The 10,809-nt window shown below is 71.2% G+C and carries 12 protein-coding genes and 1 pseudogene; 4 read left to right on the top strand and 9 right to left on the bottom strand.

What is annotated here, in order from left to right:
* A partial coding sequence (locus tag M8J74_RS41235; RefSeq protein ID WP_249841301.1) for an ATP-binding cassette domain-containing protein occupies nt 1–370 on the bottom strand: 370 nt, incomplete at its 3' end.
* A 325-nt stretch (nt 371–695) separates the two neighbouring features.
* Nucleotides 696–1,346: an HAD family hydrolase gene (locus M8J74_RS41230; RefSeq protein WP_249841300.1), complete on the bottom strand. Its 651-nt coding sequence runs from the start codon at nt 1,344–1,346 to the stop codon at nt 696–698.
* Nucleotides 1,347–1,415: 69 nt separating this feature from the next.
* Here M8J74_RS41230 and M8J74_RS41225 point away from each other — a divergent pair, with 69 nt between their 5' ends.
* Both M8J74_RS41225 and M8J74_RS41220 read left to right on the top strand, forming a co-directional pair.
* Nucleotides 1,416–1,775, top strand: coding sequence for a hypothetical protein (locus tag M8J74_RS41225; protein ID WP_249841299.1), 360 nt, complete (start codon nt 1,416–1,418; stop codon nt 1,773–1,775).
* A 1-nt stretch (nt 1,776) separates the two neighbouring features.
* Nucleotides 1,777–2,205, top strand: a complete 429-nt coding sequence (locus M8J74_RS41220) for a hypothetical protein (protein WP_249841298.1) — start codon at nt 1,777–1,779, stop codon at nt 2,203–2,205.
* On the opposite strand, the gene M8J74_RS41215 is transcribed toward M8J74_RS41220, so the two are convergent.
* From M8J74_RS41215 to M8J74_RS41205, 3 genes are all read right to left on the bottom strand, one after another.
* On the bottom strand, nt 2,195–2,692 hold the full coding sequence (locus tag M8J74_RS41215; protein WP_249841297.1) for a GNAT family N-acetyltransferase: 498 nt from the start codon (nt 2,690–2,692) through the stop codon (nt 2,195–2,197). The genes M8J74_RS41220 and M8J74_RS41215 overlap by 11 nt on opposite strands.
* A 46-nt stretch (nt 2,693–2,738) precedes the next feature.
* The gene (locus M8J74_RS41210) at nt 2,739–3,245 is read right to left on the bottom strand and encodes an RNA polymerase sigma factor (protein ID WP_249841296.1); all 507 of its coding nucleotides are present in this window, start codon (nt 3,243–3,245) and stop codon (nt 2,739–2,741) included.
* A 75-nt stretch (nt 3,246–3,320) separates the two neighbouring features.
* The gene (locus M8J74_RS41205) at nt 3,321–4,481 is read right to left on the bottom strand and encodes a glycerophosphodiester phosphodiesterase (protein WP_249841295.1); all 1,161 of its coding nucleotides are present in this window, start codon (nt 4,479–4,481) and stop codon (nt 3,321–3,323) included.
* A 333-nt stretch (nt 4,482–4,814) separates the two neighbouring features.
* Between M8J74_RS41205 and M8J74_RS41200 the strand changes: the two genes are divergently transcribed.
* Entirely contained in the window at nt 4,815–5,486 is a 672-nt protein-coding gene (locus M8J74_RS41200) for a lysophospholipid acyltransferase family protein (RefSeq protein ID WP_249841294.1), read from the top strand.
* 213 nt (nt 5,487–5,699) lie between these two features.
* On the opposite strand, the gene M8J74_RS41195 is transcribed toward M8J74_RS41200, so the two are convergent.
* The 4 genes from M8J74_RS41195 to argH form a co-directional block, all read right to left on the bottom strand.
* Nucleotides 5,700–7,223: an MFS transporter gene (locus M8J74_RS41195; RefSeq protein ID WP_249841293.1), complete on the bottom strand. Its 1,524-nt coding sequence runs from the start codon at nt 7,221–7,223 to the stop codon at nt 5,700–5,702.
* Nucleotides 7,220–7,786, bottom strand: a complete 567-nt coding sequence (locus M8J74_RS41190) for a TetR/AcrR family transcriptional regulator (RefSeq protein ID WP_249841292.1) — start codon at nt 7,784–7,786, stop codon at nt 7,220–7,222. The genes M8J74_RS41195 and M8J74_RS41190 overlap by 4 nt, the downstream gene beginning before the upstream one ends.
* An 82-nt stretch (nt 7,787–7,868) precedes the next feature.
* Nucleotides 7,869–8,840, bottom strand: coding sequence for an aldo/keto reductase (locus M8J74_RS41185; RefSeq protein WP_249841291.1), 972 nt, complete (start codon nt 8,838–8,840; stop codon nt 7,869–7,871).
* A gap of 158 nt (nt 8,841–8,998) precedes the next feature.
* The gene (argH, locus tag M8J74_RS41180) at nt 8,999–10,432 is read right to left on the bottom strand and encodes an argininosuccinate lyase (protein ID WP_249841290.1); all 1,434 of its coding nucleotides are present in this window, start codon (nt 10,430–10,432) and stop codon (nt 8,999–9,001) included.
* Between the two features lie 197 nt (nt 10,433–10,629).
* Between argH and M8J74_RS41175 the strand changes: the two are divergent.
* Nucleotides 10,630–10,809, top strand: a pseudogene (locus M8J74_RS41175) (hypothetical protein); the annotation flags it as partial.

The raw sequence follows: 10,809 nt of genomic DNA, 5'->3' as shown, positions 1-10,809 counted from the left end.
AGCGCTCCCGGCCCGACGTGCCGAGGATCTCCAGCGGCAGTTCGACGTTGTCCTGGACGGTGCGCGAGGACAACAGGTTGAAGTGCTGGAAGACCATGCCGATCCGGCTGCGCGCCCGCCGCAGCTCCCGGCCGGCGCGGGGGCCGCGGCCGGCGAGGGCGGTGAGGTCCTGCCCGGCGACGGTGACCGTCCCGGACGTCGGACGCTCCAGCAGGTTGACGCAGCGGATGAGCGAGGACTTGCCGGCGCCGGACTGGCCGATGACGCCGTACACCTCGCCTTCACGGACGTGCAGGTCGACGCCGTCCAGGGCGGTGACCTCACGACCGCGCGAGCGGTAGACCTTGGTCAGGCCCGATGTCGTGATCACAGGGGTTTTCCGTCACTGTCGAGTCCGTACGCGGGCGTGGGTGTGCCCTGGTACGGGAGGAAGGGTTCATGCGCGGGGGCTCGGTCTCGTGCGGCGTTCAGCGCGCACGGACATGCCACGGCGGCTCGCTTCGGGGCGCGAGGCTGAAGATGGTGCGGGGGCCCTCTAGAAGGCGCACATTCGACACATACAACGAGCACCGGGCGTCATGGTCGCCTCGGTCGCAAGGGTGCGGCAGCTCGTCGTGGTCATGCGATCAGTAAATCAGAGGTATCGACGGGACCAAGAACCGCCGTCCCACATCGTGGACGGCGGTGGACAGGTGTCAGGCGCGGGCGGAGATCTCCACTCCCTCGTCGGTGACCAGTGCGGACAAGGCCGACAGGTCCTTCACGACGAGGTCGGCGTCGAGCTCGTGGGCCCGGTGGGTTGTGGCCAACGCCACGGTGGTCATTCCTGCCTCGCGGCCGGCCGCGAGGCCCGCCGGGGCGTCCTCGAAGACGACGCAGTCGGCCGGGTCGACGCCCAGCTGCCGGGCGGCCAGAAGGTAGGGCTCGGGGTCGGGCTTGCCGCGGGTGACGTCGTCGGCGGCGATCAGCGTCTTGGGCAGGATGCCGACGGCGTCGAGCCGGGCCTCGGCCAGGCGCCGGGTGGCGGAGGTGACGACGGCCCAGCGGTCGGCGGGCAGCGAGGCCAGGAAGCCGGCCGTGCCGGGCAGCAGCCGCACGCCCCCGTTCGGGACGTCCTCCACCTCCAGCAGCTCGATCCGCGCGACGGCCTCCGGCACCACCTCGGCGGGCAGCAGGTCGGCGGCTATCTCCACGGCGGTGCGTCCGTGCAGCTCGACGCGGCCGAACTCCTCGGCGGTGATGCCGTACTCGCGGGCCCACAGGGTCCAGCAGCGGTTCACGGAGTCGAGGGAGGAGACGAGGGTGCCGTCGTTGTCGAACAGGAGGGCTTGCGCGTGGATCGTCATGGTCTAGACCCTACGGCGTACGGCGGGGTCGGCGGCGGCGGCCGGTTTCGGCCGTAATAAGGTCACGACATGCTTGATGCCCTGACGCTGGTGACCGGCGTCGCCGCGCTGCTGCTCGCCGCCTGGTGCGGGTGGGCCGCCTACCGCGACGAGCCCACCAAGGACTGGCACTTCATCGGGATGGCCGTGGTGTCCGTGCTGGCCCTGGTCCAGCTGGTGATCGGGATCGTGCAGCTGGCGCGGGGCGAGAAGCCGGAGCAGGGCACGACGATCTTCGTGGCGTATCTGATCGGCGCCTTCGCCTGCGTCCCCGCGGCCGGGTTCATGTCGCTGGCGGAGCGGACGCGCTGGGGCTCGGTGACGGCCGCCGCCGGCGGTGTGGTGCTCGCCGTGCTGGAGGTGCGGCTCTATGACATCTGGGGAGGGTGAGATGACCGCCGTGGAAGACAACGTGGATGAGAAGCCGAAGCGGCTCATCAGCGGGCCCGGCATGCTGCTCGTCTGGTTCTACGGCGTGATGGTCGTCGGCGCGGTCTCGCGCTCGGTGTACCAGATCGCGACCGAGTTCGACCGGGCGCCGCTCGCCTACTCGCTGTCGGCGGTCGCGGGCGTGGTGTACGGGTTCATCACGTACACGCTGGTGCGCGGCGGCGAGAGGGCCCGCAAGGCGGCGCAGGTGTGCTGCGCCGCCGAACTCGCGGGCGTGCTGATCGTCGGTACCTGGACCCTGGTCGAGCCGTCGGCCTTCCCGGACGCGACGGTCTGGTCGGACTACGGCATGGGCTACGTCTTCATCCCGGTGCTGCTGCCGCTGTCCGCCCTGTACTGGCTGCGCAGGAACCGCACGGTCACGCCGTAGCGACGTACGCCTCCGCGGGCTTCTCCAGGATGATCATCGGTACGCCGTCGGTGCCCTCCGACGTGCCCACCGTCTGGTAGCCCACGCGACGGTACAGACGCAGGTTGCCCTCGCTGCGGTGGCCCGTGAACAGGCGGAACTTCTTCGCCCCGCGCTCCTCCACCAGGGCCGTCTCGGCCGCGCGCAGCAGGCGCGCGCCGATGCCGTGGCCCTGCAGGCGGGGGTGGACGCAGAGCTTGCCGATGGACGCGGCGCCGTCCTCGGTGATACGGCCGCGCACCGAGCCGACGACCTCCTCGCCGAGCCGCGCGACGAAGACGCAGTCGGCGGCCACCTCCTGGCGGACCGATTCCAGGGACTGGACGAGCGGGTCGATGCGGTAGTTGCCGTACAGCGCCGCCTCGCTCTGGAAGCACAGGTACTGGAGCTTGAAGATCTGCTCTGTGTCCTGCTCGGTCGCCACCGAGATGGTCACGCTCATGCCCATGTGCGCACGCCTCCCGCTCACCTGATCGCCACGTTGTCCCTCACTCCTATCCCCGCCCTTCGCGCGCCGCAACCTCCGATGTGAGCAAACGGCGAAGACATCCCAGGCATCTGGAGCGTTCCGGGCCCAGACTGCCCTGTGACATACCCAACTCCCCCGCGATTTCCCTGTATGTCAGGTCTTTCGGGGAGAGCAGGGCCTCGATCAGACCGGGGCAGCGGCCGGGCAGCCGGCGCACCGCGTCGCGCAGGGCCCTGCGGCGGGCGGCGGCGAGGACGAGGTCGGCCGGGTCCCGCTCGGTGTGGTCGGCGGGCTCGGCGGCGTAGGGCCGTTCGCGGCGGGCCGTACGGCGGCTGCGGCGGGCCTCGGAGCGGACGGCGCGGCGCAGCCAGCCCGGCGGGTCGAGGGGCGGGCCGTCGGCGTCGAGGCGTTCCAGCAGGCGGAGCCAGACCGCCTGCTCCAGGTCGGCCGGTTCCGTCCCGGAGGCGGGTGCCTCGGCCGAGGCCTCGGCGGTGAGCAGCGGGCGCAGGGCGGTGAGCAGGTCGTGCGTCATATGCGGACCGACGCGGCCGCCCGGGTGCCGGGTTGCCCGGGCGGCCGGCCGTTCACCCCAACCGGGGTGCGGCGCTCAGCCGTTGACGAAGTCCGCGCGGGCCAGCAGGCCCGTGTCGGCGTTGTCGGTGAAGACGCCGTCGATGCCGGTGGCGAAGTAGCGCTTGAAGGCGCCGAAGGCGTCGCCGTAGCCGTCCGCGTCCGTGCCCCTGCGGTACTCCGCCGGCAGGAAGGGGTTCTCGTTGCGCATGGTGTAGGGGTGCAGGATCAGGCCGACCTTGTGCGCGTCGGAGACGAGGGTGGTCTCCTTGTCGAGGCTGCCGTCCGCCTTCTTGGTGATGACCAGGTCCAGGGTCGGGCCGATGCCCTGCGCGTAGCCGGCGATCTCCCTGAGGCCCTTGGGGGTGATCAGGTCGGCGACGGTGCGCGGGTCGCCCGACTCGACGAAGTCCCAGGGGCGGGTGGTCGCGCCGGACAGCAGGACGACGAGGGGGTTGTCGACGAGCTTGTTCAGCCGCTGGATGCTGGTCGGCTCGAAGGACTGCAGGATGACCGGCGAGTTCCGCCGGTCCTTGCCGTGCTTGTGCAGCAGCTTGGCGACGCGCTCCTCCAGCCCCAGGCCCAGCTTGCGGAAGTAGGTGGGGTGCTTGGTCTCGGGGTAGATCCACACCTGCTTGCCGCGCCGGCGGGTCTGCTCGTCCTGCCACCGCAGGACTTCCTCGAAGGTGGGGATCTCCCAGCGGCCGTTGTAGAGCGTGTTGTGCGGGCGGTTGGCCGGGATGCGCTCGATCGCGCGCAGCGTCTTGAGCTCGGCGAGCGTGAAGTCCTCGGTGAACCAGCCGGTGGTGGCGACGCCGTCGAGCACCTTGGTGGTCCTGCGGCCGGCGAACTCGGGGTGGTCGGCGACGTCGGTCGTCCCGCCGATCTCCGGCTCGTGCCGGCAGACCAGATGGCCGTCCCTGGTCGGGCACAGGTCGCCGGCCTCGACGATGTCGGCGCCCATGTCGAGGGCCAGGTCGTACGAGCCGAAGGTGTGCTCGGGCCGGTAGCCGGCGGTGCCGCGGTGGCCGATGATCGTCGGCTTGGGCAGGCCGCCCAGCCCGCCGCCGTGCCGCGCCTCGGCGGCTCTCGCGGCCGTGGACAGGCCGAGTACGGCTCCGCCGGCGCCCAGCACCGCCGCGCCGAGAAGCGCCCGTCGCCCGGTGCCGCCTGTCTGGTCGTTCTCCTGCGTTCCCATGAACGCCTCCCCTGCCGTGGGCTCCTTGATGCGGGCCGATCGTAGGTGCGTGGACATGACGGGCGGGAGACCGTGGCCGGAACACGCGGGTGACGCCCGATGTCGTACGGGAAAGGAGATCTGACGAGGTGTCGATCCCCCTCTTTCGGTGTACGCGACCTGCGTCACAGGTTCCGGGCCGGTTACCGGTGAGCAACACGGCGTCACCGCAGGTAAACGTATGTCAACAGTCCGTAAGACCTCGGTGAACCCGATGTGCGCGACCCCCGGGCCCGGGAGTATCGTCCTCACCTGCACAGACTCATATCGAAACCCTTGACATCGGAGGGCCCGTTGTCCCGCTTCGCGCTCATCAAGGCAGTGCTCGGACCGATCATGCGCCTGATGTTCCGCCCACAGGTGGAAGGCGTGGAGAACATCCCCGGCGACGGCCCCGTCATCCTGGCCGGCAACCACGTCACCTTCATCGACTCGATGATCCTGCCGCTCGTGTGCGACCGGCAGGTGTGCTTCATCGGCAAGGACGAGTACGTCACCGGCAAGGGCCTCAAGGGCCGGCTGATGGCGTGGTTCTTCACCGGCGTCGGCATGATCCCGGTCGACCGGGACGGCGGCAAGGGCGGCGTGGCCGCGCTGATGACCGGGCGCCGGATCCTGGAGGAGGGCCGGGTGTTCGGCATCTATCCCGAGGGCACCCGCTCCCCCGACGGGCGGCTGTACCGGGGGCGCACCGGCATCGCGCGGCTGACGCTGATGACCGGCGCGCCCGTCGTTCCCTTCGCCATGATCGGCACGGACAAGATCCAGCCCGGCGGCGCGGGGATGCCGCGGCCCGCGAAGGTGACGGTCCGCTTCGGCCCGGCCATGGAGTTCTCCCGGTACGAGGGGATGGACCGCGACCGCTATGTGCTGCGGGCCGTGACGGACTCCGTGATGGCGGAGGTCATGCGGCTGTCCGGCCAGGAGTACGTGGACATGTACGCCACCAAGGCGAAGGCGGCGTAGGTCTCCGACGGTTCGGCCGGACCGACGGTGCCGTGGGTGAGGCGTGCTGTGCGCGGTTCCTCGCGCCCCTGGGTGGCTGACGGTTCGGTTGGCAATCCTGTGCCGTGGGTCAAGGGCGCTGTGCGCGGTTCCTCGCGCCCCTGGGTGGCTGACGGTTCGGTTGGCAATCCTGTGCCGTGGGTCAAGGGCGCTGTGCGCGGTTCCTCGCGCCCCTTAGGAGTGGGTCTCCAGGTGTTGGTTTCGGAGCAGGAACCATGCTGCGGTCGCCGTGGTCAGGAGGACGACCGCTCCCACGCCCATCGCGATCGAGAGGCCGTCGACGAAGGAGTCGCGGGCCGCGGACAGGAGTTCCCGGCCCGCTGCCGTCGGCATCCCGGCCGCCGCCTCGACCGCGCCGCCCAGGGATTCGTGTGCCCCTGACGGGGTGCCCGCCGGAGCGGCGAAGCCCCGGTAGACGCCCGTGACGATGGTGCCGAGCAGGGCGATGCCCAGGGCCGCGCCGAGTTCGTACGCCGTCTCCGAGACCGCGGAGGCCGCACCCGCCTGCTCCTTGGGCACCGAGGAGAGGATGACGTCCGCGGTGACCGTGAAGGAGAAGCCCGCGCCCACGCCCACCACCAGCAGGGCGGCGCCGAGGATGCCGTAGCCCGTCGACGCGTCGAGGACCGTCAGCGCGGCCAGGGCCAGTCCCACCGCCGCGAGGCCGCCGGCGACGACCGCGCGCACCGAGAAGCGGCGGGCCGCCCGGCCCGCGACCAGACCGGCCGCCACCGCGCCCACCGCCGCCGGGACTTCGGCGAGGCCGGCCTCCAACGGCCCCCTGCCCTGGACCAGTTGCAGGTACTGGGAGAGGAAGAACACCAGGCCGGACAGGCCCAGGATGGTCAGCAGGTCGGCCAGGACCGCGGCGCTGAAACCGCGGTTGCGGAACAGCCGCATGTCCAGCAGCGGGGTGGCAAGCGTGAGCTGGCGGCGGACGAACCAGGTCAGGGCCGCCGCGCCCAGGGCGCCGACGGCGAGCGAGGGCAGGGCGAGACCGTGGGTCGCCGCTTCCTTGACCGCGTAGACGACACCGATCACACCGACCAGGGACAGCATGACGCTGGTCAGGTCCCAGGGGCCGGGGTTCGGGTTGCGGGACTCGGGCAGGGTGCGGATGCCGACGACGACGAGGACGGCCATCACGGGCAGGTTGATCAGGAAGACCGAGCCCCACCAGAAGTGTTCCAGCAGGAAGCCGCCCACGATGGGGCCGACCGCCGTGCCCGCGGAGGCCGTCGCTCCCCAGATCCCGATGGCGAGGCTGCGTTCGCGCGGGTCGTGGAAGAGGTTGCGGATCAGGGCGAGGGTGGCCGGCATGAGGGTCGCGCCCGCGACGCCGAGCAGGGCGCGGGCGACGATCATCATCTCCGGTGTCGTGGCGTAGGCGTTGAGGACCGATATCGCCCCGAACGCCGTGGCGCCGCCGAGCAGGATGCGCTTGCGGCCGATGCGGTCGCCGAGGCTGCCCATGGAGACGAGCAGGCCGGCGATGACGAAGGAGTAGACGTCGCCGATCCACAGGAGCTGGGTGCCGGTGGGGTTCAGGTCCTCGCTGATGTAGGGGGTCGCGAGACCGAGGACGGTCGCGTCGACGGCCACCAGCAGCACGGCGAGGACGAGGACGGCCAGCGCCGTCCAGCGGCCCGGGCGCTTCACCGCCTCGGTCGTGGTCGCCGGCTGCAGGGTGCTGGTCATGATTCCTTCCTTCGGGGAGTGTCCTGGCGCAGTGCGCCGCCGAGCAGCAGCTCGGTGATCATGTGCGTGAAGTCCTTGCGGGCCACTCGGCCCTCGGTCACGGCCCAGGCGCCGGAGGCCAGCAGGCCGTACAGCGCCTCGGTGAGCCAGGCCGGGGTGAGGTCGATGCGGAACTCGCCGGCCGCCTGTCCGCGCCGGAACAGGGCCGCGATGCGGTCGTCGATCCTGGTCCAGCCCGCGTTCTGCTGCTCGCCCTCGAAGAGCTGGTTCTCGGTGTAGAGGAAGGCGAGCAGGGCGGCCGACGGCTCCAGCGTCCGTACGAGACGCCGCACGGCGTCGGGCGCGGGCCCCTCGTCGAGCGCGGCCGTGTCCAGCGCCGCCTCGCACTCGGCGATGCCGAGCGACTCCAGTGCCCGTACGAGCGCGTCGCGGCCCGCGAAGTGGCGGTGCAGGGTGGCGCGGCTGATGCCGGCGGCCTTCGCGACCTCGTCCATCGTCGCGGTGGACTTGCGGGTCAGCAGGGCCGCGGCGGAGCGCAGGACGTGGTCACGGTCGACAGCCATGAGACAACCATAACCCATGTGAGACATTCATGTCTCATGCGACGCATGCGTGACTCACCCACGGGTGGGCCATGCGGTCTTCTCAGTGCCAGGGCAGGCTGCTGCGCTTCTCCCAGTACGCCCGCGGCTCCTCGGCGAGCGCGGCCAGGCGGGCCAGCTGGTCCTCGTCGAGGTCCACCGCGGCCGCGTGCAGGTTGGAGGCGAGCTGGGCGACGGTCGCGGCGCCGGAGAGGACGACGCCGGCCCAGGGCTGCCGGAGGATCAGGGCGAGGGCGACGGCGTCGCAGCCGAGGGAGGTCTCCTCCGCCACGGCCTTCAGGGCTTCGGGGGCGTGCGGGGCCGCGAGCCGGCCGTTGGCCATGCCCTCCTTGACGATCACGGTGAGGCCGGCGTCGTGCGCCTCGGCGAGGGCGGGGGCGGCCGAGGTCTCCAGGGCGTTGTAGGTCGACTGGACGGTACGGAAGAGGGGCTCGCCGTCGACCGTCACCGCGAGGGCGGCGCGAATCGCGTCCGCCTGGGCCGGACCGCTGGTGGAGAAGCCGATGGTCAGGCCCTGGGCGGCGGCCTCGGCGAGTTCGGCGTGCAGTTCCTTGTCGGTGAGGGCCGGGCTGTCCGGGGTCACCGAGTGGATCTGGTAGAGGTCGAGGCGGTCGCCGAGCAGGGCGTCGGTCTCGGCACGCTGGCGCTCGTAGGTGCGGACGCCGTGGTCCTTGACCTCGTGCGTCTCGGCGTCCGTCGTCCAGTCGGCGGTGTAGGTGTAGCCCCACTTGCTGCCGACGACGATGTCGTCGAAGCTCGGCCGGGCGTCGAGCCATTCGGCGAGGAACTCCTCCGAGCGGCCGTAGGAGCGAGCCGCGTCGAAATAGCGGACGCCCTGCACATAGGCGGCGTCGAGGAGTTCGTGGGTCCGGGCGCGCAGGTCTTCGACCGTGCGGTGCTCCCCGAGGTCCTCGTCCCGGCCGAGGTTGATGTAGCCGGGGCGGCCGACGGCGGCGAGGCCCAGTCCGATGTGGCAGGTGGGGGTGGTTGCGGCGGCCAGTCGGGCGAAGGGCATCGCGGGCTCCGTGGGTCGGGTCCGGTTCGGTTCCCGACCAACGTAGCCCGCGGGGCCCTTCGCCTCAGAGCCCGGTGGGTGCGGTGGGCGCGTGCGGGTGCTTCGTGGCTTGTCGCGCCCACGCGGCGGAGCCGCACATCGACACAGCCCCGCGCCCCTTAAGCCTGCTGCCGGGCCGTTGCCCAGTTGTGCTGGTTCCTCACGTCCGCCTTCACCTCTGCCAGCTGTACGGCGACCGCGCTCGGCGCCGTGCCGCCTCGGCCGTCGCGGGAGGCGAGGGCGCCCGGCACGTTGAGGACCGTGCGGACCTCCGGGGTCAGATGGGCGGAGATCTTGGCGAACTGCTCGTCCGTCAACTCGTCCAGCTCCTTACCCTCGGCCTCGGCTGCCTTCACGCACTCGCCGGCGACCTCGTGCGCGACACGGAAGGGGACGTTCTGCTTGACCAGCCACTCGGCGATGTCGGTGGCCAGGGAGAAGCCGGCCGGGGCCAGTTCCTCCATGCGCTCGCGGTGCACGGTGAGCGTCGCCATCATGCCGGTGAAGGCCGGGAGCAGGACCTCCAGCTGGTCGATGGAGTCGAAGACCGGCTCCTTGTCCTCCTGCAGGTCGCGGTTGTAGGCGAGCGGCAGGGCCTTGAGGGTGGCCATCAGGCCCGTCAGGTTGCCGATCAGGCGGCCCGACTTGCCGCGCGCCAGCTCGGCGATGTCCGGGTTCTTCTTCTGCGGCATGATCGACGAGCCCGTGGAGAACGCGTCGTGCAGGGTCACGAAGGAGAACTCCTTCGTGTTCCAGATGATGACCTCCTCGGCGATGCGGGAGAGGTTCACGCCGACCATCGCCGTGATGAAGGCGAACTCGGCGACGAAGTCGCGGGAGGCCGTGCCGTCGATGGAGTTGCCGACGCTGCCGTGCTCGAAGCCGAGGTCCTTCGCCACCGCCTCCGGGTCCAGGCCGAGGGAGGAGCCCGCGAGGGCGCCCGAGCCGTACGGCGACACCGCCGTGCGCTCGTCCCACTGGCGCAGCCGCTCGGCGTCCCGGGACAGCGACTGCACGTGCGCCAGGACGTGGTGGGCGAAGAGGACCGGCTGGGCGTGCTGGAGGTGCGTACGGCCGGGCATCGCGACGTCCGGGTGGGCCTCGGCCAGGCCGATCAGGGCGTCCTGCAGCTCGGCGATCAGGCCGCCGATCACGCGGGCGTGGTCGCGCAGGTACATCCGGAACAGGGTCGCGACCTGGTCGTTGCGGGAGCGGCCGGCGCGCAGCTTGCCGCCGAGGTCCGGGCCGAGACGCTCCAGCAGGCCGCGCTCCAGGGCGGTGTGCACGTCCTCGTCGGCGATGGTGCCGACGAAGGAGCCGTCCGCCACGTCCGCCTCCAGCTGGTCCAGCCCGGCGATCATGCGCCCCAGCTCGTCCTCGGTCAGCAGCCCGGCCTTGTGCAGCACGCGCGCGTGGGCACGCGAACCGGCGATGTCGTACGGCGCCAGCCGCCAGTCGAAGTGGACGGACGCGGACAGCTTCGCCAGGGCCTCGGCGGGACCGTCGGCGAACCGGCCGCCCCAGAGCCGGACGTCACCGCTGTTGCTGCTCACTTGCGTTGCTCCTCGGGAAGAGTCCGAACCGTCATGCATGAGTATGCAGAGCAATGCATGATTCGTCAATTCACCCGGCTGTTGAACACCCGCAACCGCTTTCACGTACCTCACGCCGAACGCAGGCGCCGCGTTTGTACACACCAGCCACACAGCAGTGACACCCCTGTCACCCGAGACCCGAGTGAGGCAGTCGCATGTCCAGGGCTCTTCCGAAGTACAACAAGCGTCGCGTCGTCATCCTCGGCGGCGCCGCCGCCGTGGCGCTGTCCGGGGCGATCATCGCCGGTACCGCCCTCGCCGGGACGCCGTCCAAGGGCAACGGCACCGACGCGCGGACCCTGGCGGCCTCGCCCGGCACGATCACGTGCCCGGAC

Origin of the sequence: Streptomyces panaciradicis (assembly GCF_023516615.1) — a bacterium.
Lineage (GTDB): Bacteria > Actinomycetota > Actinomycetes > Streptomycetales > Streptomycetaceae > Streptomyces > Streptomyces panaciradicis.
The sequence above is the reverse complement of the archived record's forward strand: the minus strand, read 5'-3'. Positions and strand labels throughout refer to the sequence as shown.

Bases quoted from the DNA above. Each gene is read 5' to 3' on its own strand.
- M8J74_RS41205 (WP_249841295.1), bottom strand. From the start codon at position 4,481: ATGGGAACGCAGGAGAACGACCAGACAGGCGGCACCGGGCGACGGGCG.
- M8J74_RS41210 (WP_249841296.1), bottom strand. From the start codon at position 3,245: ATGACGCACGACCTGCTCACCGCCCTGCGCCCGCTGCTCACCGCCGAG.
- M8J74_RS41230 (WP_249841300.1), bottom strand. From the start codon at position 1,346: ATGACGATCCACGCGCAAGCCCTCCTGTTCGACAACGACGGCACCCTC.
- M8J74_RS41195 (WP_249841293.1), bottom strand. From the start codon at position 7,223: ATGACCAGCACCCTGCAGCCGGCGACCACGACCGAGGCGGTGAAGCGC.
- M8J74_RS41190 (WP_249841292.1), bottom strand. From the start codon at position 7,786: ATGGCTGTCGACCGTGACCACGTCCTGCGCTCCGCCGCGGCCCTGCTG.
- M8J74_RS41185 (WP_249841291.1), bottom strand. From the start codon at position 8,840: ATGCCCTTCGCCCGACTGGCCGCCGCAACCACCCCCACCTGCCACATC.
- M8J74_RS41215 (WP_249841297.1), bottom strand. From the start codon at position 2,692: ATGGGCATGAGCGTGACCATCTCGGTGGCGACCGAGCAGGACACAGAG.
- M8J74_RS41220 (WP_249841298.1), top strand. From the start codon at position 1,777: ATGACCGCCGTGGAAGACAACGTGGATGAGAAGCCGAAGCGGCTCATC.
- M8J74_RS41225 (WP_249841299.1), top strand. From the start codon at position 1,416: ATGCTTGATGCCCTGACGCTGGTGACCGGCGTCGCCGCGCTGCTGCTC.